The sequence below is a fragment of the Tychonema sp. LEGE 07196 genome (assembly GCF_963890365.1).
Classification (GTDB): domain Bacteria; phylum Cyanobacteriota; class Cyanobacteriia; order Cyanobacteriales; family Microcoleaceae; genus Microcoleus.
The window spans coordinates 1-18,507 of record NZ_CAWPRX010000048.1 but is presented as its reverse complement, the minus strand read 5'-3'; the positions used below and the strand labels follow the sequence as shown (position 1 = coordinate 18,507).

Here is an 18,507-nt window from a genome sequence, read left to right as displayed (position 1 = left end):
GTAATATCTAGCGCTACTTTATGAAATTGGTATAATGCAAAGTTCTTGATTTTTGAGTCTCGCGTTGCGCGGAATTTGTTTGTATAGTCGCGAATTCTATTCGCCGATAAAATCGTTATCAAAGCAGATTTAGTTAATAAAAGGTGCGCGCTGCGCGCACCTTTTATTAATACTTAAAAATCAGCTAGGACTGACGCTCGACATGAAGCAATTGCAGAACTCGCTGGAGGGGAATTTCTGCCAAATCCAAGCGGTACTGGAGTTCATCTGACAACTCAGAAACCGCTTTTTCTAAAATGTAAGCATTCAGCAAAACTTCCAATTCCGGTACAGATTTTGGCAAGAAACTTGCATCCGCTGCTGTTGACAAATAGCTCTTGAGAAAAGTCAGGCTAACCCAGCGGTGCCAAACATTCGCCCACTGCTGCATTTCAGGTAAGTTTTCAGGGCGGATCATCCCACTTTCTACTTCGTTCCGCAGCGCCATAGTAACGGCGTAATTGAAAGATTGCAGCATTCCGGCAACATCTCGCAAAGGCGACCTCTTCATCCGCCGCTCGCTTAACGGTCGATTACGTTCTCCTTCAAAATCAATAATTACGAAGTCTTTCCCTGTATACAGAACTTGTCCGAAATGAAAGTCTCCGTGACAGCGAATTCTGTCGGCGGTGATTCTCAAGTTCAAAATAGACTTGAAACGTTCCATCAGCAAGTCTTCGCGGTTGAGAAGAGTTTGTCCCAACTTTTGCGTTTCTGGCGGCAGTTTAGACAGCCGCTTTTTCAACAGCAGCAAAGTTCTTCCTGCCAGATTTCTCATGTATTGATAGATGGAACGCTGGTAAAATGAGGTGAAATTTTCTGGAGCAAAAGCGGGATTTTCTGTGTCCGAAGCTAAAGCGAGGTGGAGTTCGGCTGTCCGCTGACCTAAAAGTTCTGCTGATGCTAGGTAAGAGCCGATTAGTTCGCGAGGTAATGCGGGTACTTCTAGGGATAAATCGGCTAGTAGCGAGCTTGACTGTCGCATTTGTGCGGTCAAAGCGCTGGGTAAATAATCTTCGGGGGAAGTGGATAAAATATCGCCTGCATACTTTGCTTCTACTGCCATTACTTGCTCGAAATAGTTCCGCAGCGCGTCTAATGTATAAGACAAAGCATCCGTGCTGTCGGGGATTAGTTTTTGCAGTATTCCGACTGTAACTGCTTTTTGACCGGCTGTGCGATATTCCAATTCTCCGGCAATGGGAGCGTAGTTTTCGAGCGACTGGCTATTGGTTAAAAAGCGTCCGATTTCTAATTCTGGGTTGATTCCTTCCTCGAATTTTCGCAAGATTTTCAGGACTAACCGATCGCCGTAACCTGCCGATGTATTGCTTTGTTCTTTTTTGAACAGGTACGGTTCTAGTTGCGATAAATCTTGTTCTGAGTTCAAGAAATTGTCGGCAATTCCTACGAGTTCGCCCGCTGTACCTTGGTAACTGGCATTGCTGGCGATCGCCCCCAGCAGCTCGCTCAGAAAACCTTTGTCCCCCGCAGCATCAAATAGCACTCCGACTTCCTTGGTTTCTGGGAACTGCAAATGCGCGATCGTCGGTCGATCGTCCGGCTCGCCTTTCATCTCTTCCCAACCTAAAGGCAAAACGTAAGTTTCCGCCATACCTTCGGTATAATTCAAATGCAAAAACAGAATGTAAACCGTAGATTGATCCCCAGCACTATTTTTATATCCAACAGGTACAATTTCATTAATTTCTAATGATTGAATTATCCTGTCTGCACCGCTAAACCAGCGATTGGATTGCAAGTAATTCGGCAAAAGAGAGATCAACATATTGCTGAGCTGACTTTTAGGAGAAAAAGCAGTTTCCCAAGTACCGACGATCGCCAAACTCGGCAAATCTGTATTCAAACCGTGGTGCGAAAAATCCTCATGCTTGACAGTAAGAGTAAACCAGTAAAACGTGTGAGGGCTCAAGCTCAAAAAATAAGGCGATTCGCCCACTGGCGGAAACTCAGTCCGGCCGAAAATCTCCACCGGAACAGCACCTTTAAACGGCGAAAGGTCTAATTCTGCCGTTTGGACGAAGCGCGATAAATTGGTCACTACGAGGATGTGTTCGTCTTGATAGGTGCGAACAAAAGCTAAAACTTTGCGGTTTTCTGGGTACAGAAACTCGCAAGTTCCGCGGCCGAATGCTTGGAAGCGCTGGCGAACAGCAATCAAGCGTTTCATCCACCACCACAGAGAACTCGGATTCGCCCGCTGCGCTTCGACGTTAACAGATTCGTAGTGATATTCAGGGTCAACAATTGGCGGCGCGTACAGTCGCTGCGGGTTGGCGCGGCTGAAACCGGCATTGCGATCGCTGCTCCACTGCATCGGAGTTCTCACCCCGTTGCGATCGCCCAAATAGATATTGTCGCCCATGCCAATTTCATCGCCGTAATAAAGCACCGGCGTACCAGGAAGAGACAGCAACAAAGCATTCATCAACTCAATCTGGCGGCGGTTGTTTCCCATCAGCGGAGCCAAGCGGCGGCGGATACCCAAATTAATTCTCGCCTGAGTGTCTTGAGCGTAAACCCGATACATATAATCTCGGTCTTCATCGCTCACCATTTCCAGCGTCAATTCATCGTGATTCCGCAAAAACAATGCCCACTGACAGTTATTAGGAATCTGCGGAGTTTGCTGGAGAATGTCGCTAATAGGAAAGCTATCTTCCATGTGCAAAGCCATAAATAGACGCGGCATCAACGGAAAATGAAAGTTCATGTGACATTCATCCCCAGCCGAATAATATTCAACCGCATCCTCCGGCCACTGATTCGCCTCCGCTAGCAGCATCCGGTTAGGGAATTTTTCATCTACGTGCTGGCGCAACTGTTTGAGGAAAGCGTGAGTTTCTGGCAAGTTTTCGCAGTTAGTACCCTCGCGCTCGTACAGGTAGGGTACAGCATCCATTCGCAATCCGTCTACGCCCAATGCCAACCAGAAATCTACCACATCTAAGATGGCTTGGCGAACCGCCGGATTGTCGTAATTCAAATCGGGTTGGTGGGAATAAAAACGGTGCCAGTAATAAGCTTTTGCTACCGCATCCCAAGCCCAATTAGATGTTTCAAAATCTTGAAAAATAATCCGAGCATCTTTATATTTTTCCAGCGTGTCGCTCCACACATAAAAATCTCTTTCGTTACTGCCTTTCGGAGCGCGCCTCGCTCGCTGAAACCACTCGTGCTGGTCGGAAGTGTGGTTGACAATCAACTCAATAATGACTCGAATTCCCCGCTGGTGCGCTGCTTCTAAAAGGTTTTTAAAGTCATCTAAGGTGCCGTAAATCGGGTTGACGGTGGTATAGTGAGATGTATCGTAGCCGTCGTCTCGGAGCGGTGAGGGAAAAAATGGCAGCACCCAAATGGCTGTTACTCCCAAGTTTTGCAGGTAATCGAGTTTTTTTGTCAGTCCTTGAAAGTCGCCGATGCCGTCTGCATTGCTGTCGGCAAAAGCGCGAATTGGTACTTCGTAAATGATAGCATCTTTGAACCACAAGGGATCGTCATTTAACATTGAGATTGCCATAATTTGTCTGGGTAATTGGTAATGGTTATTTGGTAATTGAGATTTAGTAATTAAGATTTGTTGTTTCAAATCCAAACTGATAGATCATAACTCATATCTTTGCCCAGTTCCTCATGCTAGCGGCATAGTTTTAATCGTAAATTTTAAACGCAAAAATTATAAATTCTTAACTAAAATTTCATAATAAGATGCCATGAATTCTGCGATCGCGGATACAGCATAAAATTCGAGTCTGGTGGCGGATGCTGCATCGGTGCGCGCTAGCAGACGCTACATACTGGTGGCGCAGCAGGCCCTACACGCGCAAATTTCCGGTCAAGTCCTCACCTTCTCTCAGTTTCCTCAAAGGTGTGGTATTTACTACCTGCCGGACGGTTGGCACGAACATACACTACCTTGACATTCTCATTCACGGTTTGTTACATTTGTTTACATAACGCAACAAAAGTTAAGGAAAAACAGCCATGACTATCGTAATCGCCCTTTTAATCGTCGGTTGGGTAGCAGCCTCAGTAATTGGCACTCAAGCATACTTCCTCGGCGAACAGTCAAAGCCCATCCACGATCGCAACTGGAACGACGAATCTTTTGAACAACTGGCAAAAGCTGTGACTGGAACAGATATTGATTACAGCGTTCGCGTTCCGGCTTACAGCATGGATGCTTACACCAGCCGCACGATGGGCAATTAGTAATATTAAGTAGCAGGCTTGACTATTTTGAATAACAAGCTTTCTGACCTGTTCCACAAGCAGATTAATTTTTGTGGAACAGGTAATAAATAATTATCGAAGTGTAATCGGCAAAATTCTCACCCTAGAGCGCGTTTCATCCACAGAAATGAATGCCCCCGACTCAATTTGTGCCTCAAATTGATGGAACACTTCCACAATCATACTCTCTATATTAGCAGGCAGCACGTCTTGAATACGTACTTGAATGACACTGGGAGCATCAGCTTGGGTTGCGGCCAGCAGTGCGCCAAAATCTAAATCATGAGTGAATACGGCATAGTCATTTACTCGCGCCCATTCCATAATAACACGATCTGTGGCACGAGGATCGCCGACAGTAGACCAATGAAGAGACTCTATTCCGTATTTAGTAAATACGATAGTCCATTCAGGTGACAGATTCATATCAATCAAAATTTTCACGCTATTTTGAGAGGAATTTCTACTTCTTCAACTCGCCAGGCTGCATAAGCAAGCGCTTCATATATATCTGCTTCTTCCAGGTAGGGATAGGCCTGCAAAATGCTTGACGGTGAGTGTCCCGATGCCATCAGTCCGACTATTGTGCCAACAGTGACTCGCAAGCCGCGAATGCAGGGTTTTCCTCCCATTACTTCTGGATTCAGAGTGATTCTAGTTAGTTGTTTCATAATTTTAAACTACCAGGCTTTCTGGGAAACAAGAAGATTTATTTTTGGTGGAACAGGCTGTCCGGCCTGTTCCTAGCTGTTCGGTAACTACAAACTTTTACCTACTAGCGCGGGGAGAGAGTCTTTTTTGCGAAACTGCAAACTGTTATTTTCGCAGTCGATCGCAATTGTATCGCCCTCCACAAACGCATTTTCCAGAATCTTGTTAGCCAGCGGGTTTTCCAACTCCCGCTGGATAGCGCGTTTCAGCGGACGAGCGCCGTAAACTGGATCGTAACCGACATCTGTGATGTGGTTTTTCGCCGCATCTGACAGTTCCAAAGTAATTTTTTGCTCCGCCAACAACCGCTCGATCCGCTTCACTTGGATGGTGACGATTTGCCGCAGTTCGATCTTGCTCAAAGTGTGGAACAAAATGATCTCGTCTACCCGATTAAGAAATTCGGGCCGGAAGTGCGATCGCAAAGCAGTCATCACCCGTTTTAACATTTGTTCGTACTCTTCGTCTGTCTCCCGTTCTTGAGTCAAGGATTTTTCATTGTCAGACTTGTTTTCAGACTTACTTTCAGACTTACTTCCCGTCTTAACTTCACTATCAATATCAACTCGCTGAGCTGACACCTCGACAGTACCATCATCATCAACTTTATAATCTGTCTTGGGAATTGATACCTCCTTCGGTTCCTGCTTGCGGCTAGCGGGTTTTTTGGGAGTTTTTTCCTTCTTCGCAAACACCTCTAAAATGTGATCGCTGCCGATATTGCTAGTCATCACAATGACGGTATTTCTAAAGTCAACCACTCGACCTTGAGAATCGGTAATTCTGCCATCATCCAACACTTGCAGCAAAATGTTAAATACATCCGGGTGCGCTTTTTCCACTTCGTCAAACAGCACTACCGAATAAGGATGTCTCCGCACAGCTTCGGAAAGTTGTCCGCCTTCGTCGTAACCGACATATCCGGGGGGTGCTCCTACTAACCGAGAGACGCTGTGCTTCTCCATATATTCCGACATATCGATGCGGACGATCGCATCATCGCTGTCAAACAAAAACTCCGCCAACGCCCGCGCTAACTCAGTTTTTCCCACGCCTGTGGGGCCCATAAACAAGAAAGAACCGATCGGTCTACCGGGATCTTTCATACCAGCCCGCGCCCGCCGGATCGCCGCAGCAACCGCCGTTACAGCCTCCTCTTGACCGATGACTTTTTTGTGTAAATGGCTTTCCAACTGCAGCAATTTTTGGCGTTCCGACTCTAACAATCGGTTGACCGGAATGCCCGTCCATTTCGCCACAATTTCGGCAATATCGCCCTCAGTAACTTTTTCCCGCAGCAGGGAAGAACCTTGAGCTTGCTGTTTCAAAAGTTCGGCTTCCTTGGCTTCGCGATCGCGCACCGCCGTCTCAAGTTTACCGTATTTCAACTGCGCGGCTTTATTCAAATCGTAAGCTCTTTCTGCTTGCTCAATTTGCACTCGCAGTTGGTCTTCTTCTGCTTTCAATTTATTGATGCCATCCAATAACTGCTTTTCGCCCAGCCACTGAGAGGACAATTTTTCCTGCTTGACTTTTAAGATGTCAATCTCTGTTTTGATGCGTTCGATCCGGGGGCTGATGGTGGGGGTTGGAGAACCTTTTCCCTCGCCTTCGATCGACAATTTTTCCATTTCCAACTGCATCACCCGGCGGTCAATCCCTTCCAATTCCACGGGTTTGGAGGTAATTTCCATTTTCAAATGGGCGGCCGCTTCGTCTACGAGGTCGATCGCCTTGTCCGGCAAAAAGCGATCGGAAATATAGCGAAAAGACAGAGTTGCAGCAGCAACCAGCGCCGAATCGGTAATTTTCACCCCGTGGTGACGTTCGTAGCGGTCTTTCAATCCGCGCAAAATTGAAACAGTATCTTCCACAGTCGGTTCGCCGACAAATACTTGTTGAAAGCGGCGTTCCAGTGCCGGATCTTTTTCAATATTCTTGCGGAATTCATCGAGAGTTGTAGCGCCGATGCAGCGCAATTCGCCTCTGGCCAACATCGGTTTCAACAAATTTCCGGCATCCATTCCCGAACCGGAACTCCCACCGCCGCCAGTCCCAACAACGGTGTGCAATTCGTCAATAAATAGGACAATTTGCCCGTCGGAATCGATAACTTCTCGCAGGACAGATCGCAATCGTTCTTCAAATTCACCTCGGAATTTTGCCCCAGCAATTAAACTGCCCATGTCGAGGCTAAATAGCTGGCGGTTTTTCAAAGATTCGGGCACGTCGCCGTTAACAATTCTCTGGGCTAAACCTTCGGCGATCGCAGTTTTTCCGACTCCGGGATCGCCAATTAATACTGGGTTGTTTTTTTGACGGCGCGAAAGAACTTGGACGACGCGGCGAATTTCTTCGTCGCGGCCGATTACTGGATCGAGTTTTCCTGCTTTGGCGGCTTCGGTCAAATCGCGGCCGTATTTGCTGAGGGCGTCGGAATTGGCTTCGCTATCTCCTTGGGGTTTAGGGTTGCGGAGGCCGGCTTTCGCGGTTTCGGAACTTTTTTCTGAGACTTTAGCGGCGGCGCGGACTGATTTGATTGCTTCTTCGAGTTTTGGTCGATCGATCGTCCCTGGGGCCGATTTGCGATCGTAACCGGGGCGGGCGGGCGGCCCATCGCCCCTAGTCAGCAATCGCCTACCAACTCGTTCATCTTCTACTAAGCCAATTAATAAATGTTCAATGGCGATAAAATTATCTTGCCAAGTCTGTCTGGCAGACTCAGCAGCATCTAACATCACGTCTAAGCCGCGACCGAGGTATAGTTGGTCAGCGTTGGTAACTTTGGGCTGTCGTTTGGCAAAAGCTTCTAGCTGTTGGGCTAAGCGGGGGACATCGACTCCAGCTTGGCTGAGAATGCTGTTTCCCAACCCTTGCTGTTCAAAAAGGGCGATCGCTAAATGTTCAACCTCTAGCTGCTGATTGGCAAAGCGGCGGGCTACATCCTGGGATTTGACAATCGCTTCCCAGGCTTCATCGGTAAATTTGCTAGGGTCTGTTGGCTGCACGTTGCTTCCTCGCAATCAAGGGGATTCCTGTTGTTATCCGTTAATATATCGTCTCACAACCATCATAATCTTTAAACACGATTGTAAATCTATGAGTGCGGTTAATTCTGCCGAAGTTGCAACATAATTGAGCTTTTGCAAAAGCTTGCAGCCCGCAATCTAGGGCGATTTTTTGGACTCTGCGACCGCAGCGGGCGATCGAACTTATGAAAATACAGCAGTTCCCCATTCTCTCAACTACTCCAGAGAATCGCCATTCCCCTAAGTTCGTAGTGAGGACTTTATCCGCATTCATGAAGGACTTTAGTCCTCCCTACGAACCTTTTTATTGGTATGTTTAACCTTTATAGATTGCCATAACGTTGTTTGATATTCTAAAATTTATGCTATTTCCAACTTACCAATTCCTAGTATTTTTTCTAATTATTTTTAGCATAATTATATCCTTGAAGTCCCAAGTCGGTTTATATAAAATCGTCTTGCTCATTTCCAGTTTATTATTTTATTCATTTTGGAGTTTCGACTTTCTCTTACTCCTAGTTTTAGGTACTGCCTACAATTATATCATTCTCCGAGCCACCTGCAACGGAAAATATAAAAAACTCGCCTTAATTTCCGGCATAATTTTCAACATAGCCAACCTCGGCATCTTTAAATATTGTAACTTCTTTGTGACTTCCTTATTTGAGGTACTCAACCAACTACAAATTCCCGCCAGCATTCAAATGTTGCAAATAATCGCCCCAGTCGGCGTATCCTTCTACACATTTAGAATGATTTCCCATTTAATCGACTGCTACCAACAAAAAATCCCCTGTCCGAAATTTGTAGACTACGCCACCTACATTACCTACTTTCCCCAAATTGCCTCCGGGCCCATATCGCGGCCTCGCGAATTTTACACCCAGCTAAATTCACCCAAAAAATACGACTATCAAATCGAAGAAGTCATCGTTTTAATTTTGTCTGGACTCTTCAAGAAATATACTTTATCCAGCTTTTTGTTTAACTTCACCCAACTCCCATTCACAATTCCCCAGCAATACAGCAGCATCGATTTAATCCTCGCGGCCATTTCCTATTCCTGTTTAATTTACGTAGATTTCAGCGGCTACTCGGATTTAGCTAACGGCATCTCTTGTTTGCTGGGTTTCAAACCCATTGCCAACTTTAATATGCCATACCGATCGCTCAGCTTGCAAGAATTTTGGAAAAGGTGGCACATCAGTCTTTCCGAGTGGCTGAGAGATTACGTTTACTTCCCGTTAGGCGGCAATAAATACGGGAAATTAAGGAAGTACGTAAATTTACTGATAACAATGGCGATCGGCGGATTTTGGCACGGCGCAGGTTTAAACTTTATTGTCTGGGGAACAATTCACGGTTTAGGATTGATTGTCAACCATTTATGCAAAGATATTCCCCAAGCTATCCACCTAAAATTAGACTATTCCTTTCCCCGACTTGCTAAATTTTGCAGTTGGCTGCTAACATTTAGCTTTGTGACTTGTAGCTGGGTATTTTTCGGCACGCCCAACTGGGAAACTGCCATGAATTTTTTTCAGGGAATATTTCATTCTTCCGCTGCAACTTTTCAATTTAACTTTTGGCAATTGTATCTAGTAATTGCCGTCATTGGCGCGATCAACATTTGGGGCGAGAGAATTTCCCAACTCTTGCAAAGAGTATTTTCCTTAAAAAATATATTCTTGAGAGTTGTCTTAGTTTCGCTGTTCGTGTATGCTATTTTGATGTTGGGGCCAAGTACCGTCCCGCCTTTTATTTACTTTAATTTCTAAAAAAGCAAATAAATCCACCTAATTAAACGTAAAATAGCGATCGCTAAAAAAATTCCTGTATATGTCTTCTTCCCTTCTTCCTTCTTCCTTCTTTTACCCTGAGCGAAGCCGAAGGGCTTTCTTCGTGATGACGTTGGACGTTCGATCTGGGGGGACAGCACTAATAACTAATGACTAATAACTAATGACTAATGACTAATAAGTAATAACCAATAACCAATAACTAATAACTAATGATTAATGACTAATGACTAATGACTTCTTCCTTATTCCGACGGACTTACATCCGTTACATCCGTTACATCCGTTACATCCCGTACATTGCTCGTTGCCGAACTTCCTTCTTCCTATGAAAGATAGAGAAATTTTACTGATAGTTACTTCTGTAATTCTCACCTTAATATTTTCCAACTTATCCTTATTTCTCAAAAGCTTTGCTTCAACTCCTTTCGCAACTCCCGAAATCAAACAAGCAGCGCGGCAGATAGAAATAGACAGTTTCAGGAAATCAGAACAAGATTTTTGGAGTAAAATCAAAGATATAAATTTCGATAGCATCCCCAAAAAAGCCGAAACTTCTCCAGTCCAAACCGCCACAAAATCCGCATCTCCTCCCCCAAAACCAGCAAAAAAGCCAACTCCAGCCAAACCCAAACTAACCGTACCTTATCGCAAATTTTTATTTATTGGAGATTCCGTAATGTTCGACTTAGGAATTAAACTCCAGTACACTCTTAAGAACAAATACAACATCGCTGATACAAAACTTGACTACAAAGTATCCAGCGGATTAAATCGGATAGATTATTATGACTGGTATGCCAGAACCAGCAAAATCATCCAGGATTACCGCCCAGATGTAGTGATAATTTTGTTCGGAGGAAACGATCCTCAAGATATCATTGATTCTCAAGGAAAATATCGGGCGATTCTGACCCCAGAATGGCAAAAAGCTTATCAAGAAAGAGTAGACAAATATGCCAAGTTACTTGGCTCCTCCTCCGTGAGAAAAGTGTATTGGATAGGTCAATCTAACTCTAATAAATCGGCGTATATCAAAGCTTTTCCTGTCATGAACAATATTTATAAAAATGCTAAAAAAGCTTCTCCCAAAATTGAATTTATTTCTACTTGGGAAACCTTTGCAGCATCGGGAAAATTTGTTCCGATAGTTGCTGACAAATCGGGGAAGCGAGGCTATGTAAAAATTAACGACGGCGTGCATTTTACCTCCCACGGAGCTCACATTATCAGCGACGTAATCATTGACAAAATGGCCGCCGACAAAATATTAAAATCTCCCCAACCTCCCAAATCTCCCAAAAACAAACCCTAAATTGGCAGTCAGAAACCCGGTTTCTTGGATTATCGGCGTGGGGTTGAGAAACCGGGTTTCTTCACTCAACCTCGGTGAGGATGCCAGAATTATCGCAGAAACCCGGTTTCTTGGATTATCGGTGGGGTTGAGAAACCGGGTTTCTTCACTCAACCTCGGTGAGGATGCCAGAATTATCGCAGAAACCCGGTTTCTTGGACTAGGCGCATCGATTTTTTAGTTGGATTAATTCAACTTTATATCCATCTGGATCTTCCACAAAAGCAATAACAGTTGAACCGTGTTTCATCGGGCCGGGTTCGCGGCTGACTTTACCGCCGCGGGCTTTAATTTGTTCGCAAGTACCGTAAATGTCGTCAACGCCGATCGCAATATGACCGTAAGCATCTCCTAAATTGTACTCTGTTACGCCCCAATTGTAGGTTAATTCCAAAACCGTAGTGTCTGATTCGTCGCCGTAGCCCACAAAAGCCAGGGTAAATTTGCCATCAGGATAATCTTTTTGCCGCAGCAGTTTCATTCCCAACACTTCCGTGTAGAATTTGAGAGATTCTTCCAGGTTGCAGACTCGGAGCATCGTGTGTAGTAATTGCATTTAGCTCACTCCAAATTTTTTAAGCTTTCATCTATTTTAGCGATTTCTTGCCGAAAAAACTCGCGCCTCAACCGTCGCAATTGCCGCAGGTTGACAACTGTCTATTTGATTTACTTTTGTACTTCCACCACACCCCGAAACATATTCATGCCGCAAGTAAATAGGTATCGTCCGGGTTTTTCCGGGGTGAATTCAATAGCTGTTACCTGATTTAAAGGTAATTCTCGCACAATGTGAAAATCTGGTAACAACACTTTTTCAAGACAACTATTCGGGTCACGCCTCAAGAAATTTAGCCGGACTAATTGACCGGCTTTCACAACTACACTAGCAGGCTCGTAACCCCCGTCTACAGTAATAGTCAACTCTTGTATCCCCTGAATAGATTCAGCTTGCTGACCTTTTGCTTTACTAAACAAAAACCACCACAACTCCAAACCAATTAATGTCAAACCACCGAGGGTGACACCAACTTTTAAACCTAGCGGCTGTTCGATGCTGCGAAATTGAGTGGTTGAATTAGAAGCAGCGACGGGTTCGGCAGCTTGAACTCCCGATGCTATTCCGATCGCAATTCCTAAACTCGCGAGAGTTCCCCACATTTGACGGCGGTGCAACATTTGTCTAATTACTCCTAATTTATGCTAGAGACTTTGGTTTGAAATTTCGCAAGCGCAAAGCATTAGTAAGTACGGAAACTGAACTAAAAGCCATTGCTGCACCGGCGATAATTGGACTTAGCAGCCAGCCTAAAATCGGGTACAGAACGCCCGCTGCGATCGGAATTCCAGCGATGTTGTAAATAAAGGCAAAAAACAGATTTTCGCGGATGTTCCGCATGGTGGCGCGCGAAAGTTGAATTGCTGTAACTATGCCTTGCAAGTCTCCAGAAATTAGGGTAATATCGCTGGCTGCGATCGCCACATCTGTGCCTGTACCGATCGCAATTCCCACATCAGAAGCGGCCAAAGCCGGTGCATCGTTGATCCCGTCTCCCACCATCGCGACAATTTTTCCTTCCCCTTGCAGGGCTTGGATTTTAGCTGCTTTTTGGTCTGGTCTAACTTCGGCAAAAACGCGAGTAATACCAACGGATCGGGCGATCGACTCCGCAGTCGCGCGGTTGTCCCCAGTCAGCATCGCCACCTCCAAACCCAGTTTTTGCAGTGCTTTCACCGCCTGCGCTGAGGACGGTTTCAGGGCATCAGCAATGCCGAGAATTGCCTCTATTTTGCCATCTACAGACATCCAAACAACTGTTTTGCTATCACCTTCCAAAGCTTTCGCGCGCAGTTCCAGATATTCAGTATCGCAGCCTAGTTCCTGCATCCACCTCAGCGTTCCCAGGGCGATCGGCTTTCCGCCGACAACCCCTCGAACACCGCTACCCGCGATCGCCTCAAAATCCTTAACATCCGTCAAATTCACCTCTTGAGATTGAGCGTATCTAACAACAGCTTCCCCCACAGGATGCTCGGAATTTCGCTCGACAGATGCCGCCAATTGCAGCAATTTTAACTCGTTGCTATTTTCCGTTCCTTTAATTGTGACAAAATCAGTAACAGTCGGCTTACCCTCAGTAAGAGTTCCAGTTTTATCTAACACAATGACTTGAAGTTTATGAGCCAACTCTAAACTTTCGGCTCCCTTAATTAAAATCCCATTTTTTGCACCTTTTCCAGTGCCGACCATTACAGCAGTCGGAGTCGCCAAACCCAAAGCACAAGGACAAGCAATAATCAGCACCTCCACCATTGTAATCGTTGCCAAAGTAAAGTTTCCCGTCGCATTAAACCAGACTACAAAAGTAGCTAAAGCGACGGCAATTACTGCCGGAACAAACCAACCAGTCACCTCGTCTGCCAACTTTTGAATGGGTGCCTTTGACCCCTGGGCATCCTGCACCATCTTGACAATTTGAGCTAAAAAGGTATCCTTACCAATCTTAGTAGTGCGAAACTTAAAGCTGCCCGTTTTGTTAATTGTCGAGCCGATAACTTCATCCCCAAGCTGCTTTTTGACGGGCAAACTTTCTCCCGTAACCATTGCTTCGTCTACGGTTGAAGCACCTTCAATCACCTCTCCGTCTACGGGAATTTGTTCGCCGGGCCGCACCTGCACGATGTCGCCAATTTCCACTCGGGCGATCGGCACTTCCAACTCTTCCCCGTTGCGAACAATCCGAGCCGTTTTTGCTTGCAAACCCATGAGTTTGCGAATAGCTTCCGAAGTCTCTCCCTTCGCCCGATTTTCTAGAGTTTTACCCAACAAAATTAGGGCAACAACACTCGATGAAACTTCATAATAAACGCTCGGTGTCAAACCCTTAGCTATGAAAAAACCAGGAAAAAATGTCACGAATACAGAATAAAAGTAAGCCGAGCTTGTACCTAAAGCAATCAAAGTATCCATAGTCGCCAGTCGGCGTTTCAAGGCTTTCCAAGCTCCGGTATAAAATGAGTTGGCGCACCAAAATTGTACTGGTGCTGTCAGGACTAATTGCAGCCAAAAATTGTGCAGCCAGCCAGGAATAAATGGCAAATGCAAGCCTGTCATGGCAGGAATTGAACCCACAAATAATATGATGCTAATAGTTCCTGCTACGTATAGTTTGCGCTGCAACAATTGAGATTCAGCTTGGCGATTTTTTCGCTCGCTGTCATCCTCTTCCGCCGCCATTTCTGGAAGTGGCAAAGCTTCATATCCCGCTGCATCAACAGCTTCTTGAATTGTGGTAACACTGGTTTGCTGAGAGTCGTATTGAATGCTTGCTTGTTCCATGCCAAAATTGACATGACACTCAATTACGCCGGGAACAGACTGAATTGCTTGTTCGATAGAGGAAGCACAAGAAGCACAACTCATGCCCCGCAATTTAAGTGTGAGATTGTCCATAGGGGTTACTCCTAAACTAAATAAGAGCGCAGGTTGTCAAGGTAAGCTGTCGCGCATTTAAATTACATATTCAGGGCGGGCAGGATGCCCACCCCACGCATTGTTTTATTATTTTTTGACATAGAGTTTAAATGCCGCAACAGCTTATTTAGTAATTTGCCTAACCGAATTGACCAATTACATAGGAGAATTGCTCTCTCAATGAGTGGTGCGGTGGCTGGACGCTACATTTGTAATATTCAGCATTTCACCCTAAGATGAAATTAGGATGAAATTGCTGTATTCCTAAAGTTAGAAACCGCTGGCGTTGGCCTTAACATTAACCGACAGGATAGCCAGCAGAGGCGATCGCATTTCTAACCTCACTTTCCGATTTAGCGGTTTGAACCGTGACCAATTTTGTCTTGAGATCCACCTCAACAGTGGCATCTGAATCCACTGTTTGGACTGCTTTTGTGATTGTAGTCGCACAAGCAGAACAAGCCATCTTGGGAACTTTTAATTGTAGAGTCATAATTTGAACCTCAGCAGAAACTACTCTGCTCAATAAATGAATTAACTTCATTGTAAACTCTCCAGTTAACGGGAGGGTCAAGGGTAATTCTGAACTAAATCTTAAATTTAACCACAATTCATGTTTAATTTCACCTAACGCAAAGTAATAATTATTTACAAATTTGCATCAAAAATTTCATCCTAATTTCATTTATATGTGAAAACATCAAGATAAGTGGTAGTTTTAAGGATCTAACTAAAGTCTATGAAATCAATCTCATTAAAAACAGGCTTTGCAGCGCTGACATTAACCGCCACAACCGCCCTCACCAGCGGCGTGCTAGTAGCTTGTTCCAAAGCTCCTTCCAGCGAAACCCAAGCCCCAACTATTACGGCAGCAACCCCTGCTAGCAGCCAGCAAAACGTGGCACAAAGCCACAATATGAGTGGCATGAATCACAATATGTCAATGGATTTAGGCCCGGCTGATGCCGACTATGATTTGCGATTTATTGATAGCATGAAAGTACACCATCAAGGTGCTGTAAACATGGCTAAAGAGGTGCTGGAAAAATCCAAACGTCCTGAAATGAAAAAACTTGCTACTAATATAATTGCCGAGCAAAACCGCGAAATCAATCAAATGAAAGAGTGGCGAACAAATTGGTATCCCAAAGCCAGCAGTACGCCAATGGCTTATCACGCTCAAATGGGTCACATGATGGCAATGACTCCCGAACAGATGCAAAGTATGATGATGAGCATGGATTTAGGTGCTGCTGACGACCAATTTGATTTGCGGTTTCTGAATGCCATGATTCCCCACCACGAAGGAGCTTTGGTGATGGCCCAAGATGCCTTGAAAAAGTCAAAACGCCCGGAAATGAAGAAATTATCCGAAGAAATTATTACTTCCCAAAAGCAAGAAATTGAGCAAATGAAAGAGTGGCGCAAAGCTTGGTACAAACAGTAATTTAGCTGGCTCAACAAGATGTGACATAAAGCCAGAAAAGAAGTGACACGAATCACATTTTGTTAATTGTTCAGGAAACACTTGCATCACAACAGCCAGAAATTAAGCTAAGGAAGTAGTAGCAAAAGAGTTAGGGATCAACCATAATATCGCTTCTTGACGACTGTCAGCAGTTTTACTACTTCCTTTTATTGCATTTTTTACGTAAAATTACTGTAGACAGTTTAACAGCAGTAGTTATAAAGTATAACAGTCACTCAAAAAAAAATAAAGGGGTATTGCATGATGTTGCAGAGCTTGGAACTAAACACAACATCTCAATCAAATGCAGCAGTACAGGAGCTAGTGAACGGATGGACAAAAGAAATTAAATCGCACGAATATCTCGCAACAGTGCAAGAAAATAAAAAGCACAATCCCTTGGCCTTAGGCAAAATTTATATTCGGATTTTAGAATCCGGAGGGCATCTGGGCTGCTGAGGCTAAATTTCATCCTAATTTCATTTGGCAGTGAAAGACTAGGTTGAGGAGAGAAATTTTAGCTCTTGGTCATTGCTTAGCCGTCGTTTATTGAAAAAAGCTCATAAGTATCTCCCGTTAATTCGGTTAACTTACTTTGGCAAAATACCAACCGCTAAGCCTTGGACACTCAACCTGATTTCAAGGAAAATGCCAACAATGATATTGCACAAATATTCTGAGTCTCAGGCAATTATTAGTACCTTTTCGGGAACTTTTTTCATCCTAATGGTGCTAACTTCTCCCGCGGCTGTTTTCGCCCACGCGGGACACGGAAATGAATTTAACCAAAGCGGCGAAACCTCTCAAGCTCCTGCTGCTATTTCTGTCGATGCCGTCACGGCAAAACGGTTAGGAATTAAAGTCTCCCCAGCGGTTCGCCAGCGACTAGATATAGGTATCAAAACCACGGGACAAATTGAAACTTTGCCCAACCAAAAGGTAGAAGTGACGGCTTCGGTTGCTGGCAAAGTGGTAGAGTTGCTAGTCAAGCCTGGGGACAAAGTATCAAAAGGTCAACCGGTTGCTGTTTTGTCGAGTTCAGAATTAGGACAGTTGCGGGTTGAATCTCTCTCAAAACGTGCCGAAGCTGAGGCGGATTTGCAGCAAGCGCAAGGCGATTTGAAACTAGCCACAGAAAATTACGATCGCCAAATTCAAATATCTGCAGCGGAAATCGCCCAAGCCAAAACTCAACTAACAGCAGCAACTCAGCAGTACCAGCGAGAGCAAGAATTAGTAAACAATCGTTCGGTTGTGAAAGTTGCTCAAGAAAACTATCAGCGTCAAGTGGAAATAGCGCAAGCGGAAATAGCGCAAGCGGAAATGGAACTGACTGTGGCTAAAGAACAGTTCGATCGCGATCGAGAATTAGTAGCCGCAGGGGCGATCGCGCGGCGGACAATGCTGGAATCGCAAGCCCACTTCGCCCAAGCCAAAGCGGCTGTTGCTAAGGCAAAAAGCCGTCCCGAAGTTATCAAAGCGGAAACCGAAATTAAACAAGCGGAAGTAGACCTGCCAATGCGGGAATTGCGCGATTCTCAAGGCAGAGTAGCAGAAGCAAAAGCTCAACTTACCAAGGTTGTGAGTCGCCGAGAAGTGTTGGAAGCCGAGAACCAAGTCAAACGCGCCAAAACTGCCCTGGAAGTCGCTCAGTCGCGGATTCGCTTGGCTGATGCAGCCTATCAAGCGCGGCTCCAACAATTAGGAACTATTGCCAATGACAAAGGATTTGTTACTATTATCGCTCCGATTTCTGGCACGGTAGCCGATCGCGAAATCACCCCAGGAGAGTCCGTAAGCGCTGAAAAACCGTTGATGACTCTCTTAAATGACAGCCGCGTTTTTGCCACAGCCAATATTTACGAAAAAGACCTGAATCAGGTAAAACAGGGCCAGGAAGTCAGGGTGAAAGTTGCTAATTTGGGCGATCGTACTTTCAAGGGAAAAATCACCTTAATTGGCTCATCCGTGCAAGGAGAAACGCGGGTAGTGCCCGTGAAAGCAGAACTAGATAATAGTCAGGGCGAATTAAAGCCGGGACAGTTTGCGGAATTGGAGATTTTAACCGACAAAACCGCCACAAATATTTTAGCAATTCCGATCGCAGCGGTAGTAGATGTTAACGGTAAAACAACAGTTTACGTTAAAAATGGCGATGCTTATCAAGCGGTTGACATTGAACTCGGTCAAACAGCCGGAGATTTAGTTGAAATTAAGAGCGGTTTATTCGAGGGAGATTTGATAGTAACGCAGCGCGCGCCTCAACTTTACGCACAATCTTTGCGGGGCGGCAGCCAACCCTCAAAAACCGGGGAAAAGCAAGAGGCAACTCCCAAAGCAACAGATGTTAATTTGAATAATTTATCCGTGCCGTTGTGGGC

15 protein-coding genes are annotated in these 18,507 nt (G+C 45.0%); 6 read left to right on the top strand and 9 right to left on the bottom strand.

Annotated elements, in window-relative coordinates; all coding sequences use genetic code 11:
• Positions 1–184: 184 nt before the first annotated feature.
• Positions 185–3,568, bottom strand: a complete 3,384-nt coding sequence (treS, locus tag AACV78_RS06620) for a maltose alpha-D-glucosyltransferase (RefSeq protein WP_339383498.1) — start codon at positions 3,566–3,568, stop codon at positions 185–187.
• A 247-nt stretch (positions 3,569–3,815) separates the two neighbouring features.
• Between treS and AACV78_RS06615 the strand changes: the two genes are divergently transcribed.
• Together AACV78_RS06615 and AACV78_RS06610 are read left to right on the top strand one after the other, a co-directional pair.
• Positions 3,816–3,980, top strand: a complete 165-nt coding sequence (locus AACV78_RS06615; protein ID WP_194011938.1) for a hypothetical protein — start codon at positions 3,816–3,818, stop codon at positions 3,978–3,980.
• Positions 3,981–4,044: 64 nt separating this feature from the next.
• Entirely contained in the window at positions 4,045–4,272 is a 228-nt protein-coding gene (locus AACV78_RS06610; protein ID WP_194011939.1) for a photosystem II protein, Psb35-related, read from the top strand.
• 93 nt (positions 4,273–4,365) lie between these two features.
• On the opposite strand, the gene AACV78_RS06605 is transcribed toward AACV78_RS06610, so the two are convergent.
• From AACV78_RS06605 to AACV78_RS06595, 3 genes are all read right to left on the bottom strand, one after another.
• Positions 4,366–4,737: a DUF5615 family PIN-like protein gene (locus AACV78_RS06605; RefSeq protein ID WP_194011940.1), complete on the bottom strand. Its 372-nt coding sequence runs from the start codon at positions 4,735–4,737 to the stop codon at positions 4,366–4,368.
• The gene (locus tag AACV78_RS06600; protein ID WP_193972510.1) at positions 4,734–4,964 is read right to left on the bottom strand and encodes a DUF433 domain-containing protein; all 231 of its coding nucleotides are present in this window, start codon (positions 4,962–4,964) and stop codon (positions 4,734–4,736) included. The genes AACV78_RS06605 and AACV78_RS06600 overlap by 4 nt, the downstream gene beginning before the upstream one ends.
• Positions 4,965–5,051: 87 nt before the next feature.
• Positions 5,052–8,012: an AAA family ATPase gene (locus AACV78_RS06595; protein ID WP_194011941.1), complete on the bottom strand. Its 2,961-nt coding sequence runs from the start codon at positions 8,010–8,012 to the stop codon at positions 5,052–5,054.
• Positions 8,013–8,395: 383 nt separating this feature from the next.
• On the opposite strand from AACV78_RS06595, the gene AACV78_RS06590 reads away from it, so the two are divergent.
• Positions 8,396–9,811, top strand: a complete 1,416-nt coding sequence (locus AACV78_RS06590; RefSeq protein ID WP_194011942.1) for an MBOAT family O-acyltransferase — start codon at positions 8,396–8,398, stop codon at positions 9,809–9,811.
• Positions 9,812–10,048: 237 nt separating this feature from the next.
• Here the strand turns inward: AACV78_RS06590 and AACV78_RS06585 are convergent, their stop codons facing one another.
• Positions 10,049–10,459, bottom strand: a complete 411-nt coding sequence (locus tag AACV78_RS06585; protein WP_339383500.1) for a hypothetical protein — start codon at positions 10,457–10,459, stop codon at positions 10,049–10,051.
• Here AACV78_RS06585 and AACV78_RS06580 point away from each other — a divergent pair.
• Positions 10,344–11,147 (top strand): SGNH/GDSL hydrolase family protein, encoded by an 804-nt coding sequence (locus AACV78_RS06580; protein ID WP_339383499.1) that lies wholly within the window; start codon positions 10,344–10,346, stop codon positions 11,145–11,147. The genes AACV78_RS06585 and AACV78_RS06580 overlap by 116 nt on opposite strands.
• A gap of 199 nt (positions 11,148–11,346) precedes the next feature.
• Here the strand turns inward: AACV78_RS06580 and gloA are convergent, their stop codons facing one another.
• The 4 genes from gloA to AACV78_RS06560 all read right to left on the bottom strand — a co-directional run bounded on the left by gloA (position 11,347) and on the right by AACV78_RS06560 (position 15,151).
• The gene (gene gloA / locus AACV78_RS06575; protein WP_194011944.1) at positions 11,347–11,742 is read right to left on the bottom strand and encodes a lactoylglutathione lyase; all 396 of its coding nucleotides are present in this window, start codon (positions 11,740–11,742) and stop codon (positions 11,347–11,349) included.
• Positions 11,743–11,852: 110 nt separating this feature from the next.
• Entirely contained in the window at positions 11,853–12,362 is a 510-nt protein-coding gene (locus AACV78_RS06570; protein WP_194011945.1) for a cupredoxin domain-containing protein, read from the bottom strand.
• A gap of 19 nt (positions 12,363–12,381) precedes the next feature.
• Positions 12,382–14,637: a heavy metal translocating P-type ATPase gene (locus AACV78_RS06565; protein WP_194011946.1), complete on the bottom strand. Its 2,256-nt coding sequence runs from the start codon at positions 14,635–14,637 to the stop codon at positions 12,382–12,384.
• Positions 14,638–14,956: 319 nt separating this feature from the next.
• Positions 14,957–15,151 carry a heavy-metal-associated domain-containing protein gene (locus AACV78_RS06560; RefSeq protein WP_194011949.1) on the bottom strand — a complete coding sequence of 65 codons (195 nt, stop codon included), beginning with the start codon at positions 15,149–15,151 and terminating at the stop codon, positions 14,957–14,959.
• A gap of 246 nt (positions 15,152–15,397) precedes the next feature.
• On the opposite strand from AACV78_RS06560, the gene AACV78_RS06555 reads away from it, so the two are divergent.
• Entirely contained in the window at positions 15,398–16,105 is a 708-nt protein-coding gene (locus AACV78_RS06555) for a DUF305 domain-containing protein (protein WP_194011947.1), read from the top strand.
• Positions 16,106–16,783: 678 nt separating this feature from the next.
• On the top strand, positions 16,784–18,507 hold a 1,724-nt coding region (locus tag AACV78_RS06550), incomplete at its 3' end, for an efflux RND transporter periplasmic adaptor subunit (protein ID WP_194011948.1).

Coding starts and splice junctions, on each gene's coding strand:
- AACV78_RS06610 (WP_194011939.1), top strand. CDS start 4,045: ATGACTATCGTAATCGCCCTTTTAATCGTCGGTTGGGTAGCAGCCTCA.
- AACV78_RS06560 (WP_194011949.1), bottom strand. CDS start 15,151: ATGACTCTACAATTAAAAGTTCCCAAGATGGCTTGTTCTGCTTGTGCG.
- AACV78_RS06600 (WP_193972510.1), bottom strand. CDS start 4,964: ATGAAACAACTAACTAGAATCACTCTGAATCCAGAAGTAATGGGAGGA.
- treS (WP_339383498.1), bottom strand. CDS start 3,568: ATGTTAAATGACGATCCCTTGTGGTTCAAAGATGCTATCATTTACGAA.
- AACV78_RS06555 (WP_194011947.1), top strand. CDS start 15,398: ATGAAATCAATCTCATTAAAAACAGGCTTTGCAGCGCTGACATTAACC.
- AACV78_RS06565 (WP_194011946.1), bottom strand. CDS start 14,637: ATGGACAATCTCACACTTAAATTGCGGGGCATGAGTTGTGCTTCTTGT.
- AACV78_RS06570 (WP_194011945.1), bottom strand. CDS start 12,362: ATGTTGCACCGCCGTCAAATGTGGGGAACTCTCGCGAGTTTAGGAATT.
- AACV78_RS06590 (WP_194011942.1), top strand. CDS start 8,396: ATGCTATTTCCAACTTACCAATTCCTAGTATTTTTTCTAATTATTTTT.
- gloA (WP_194011944.1), bottom strand. CDS start 11,742: ATGCAATTACTACACACGATGCTCCGAGTCTGCAACCTGGAAGAATCT.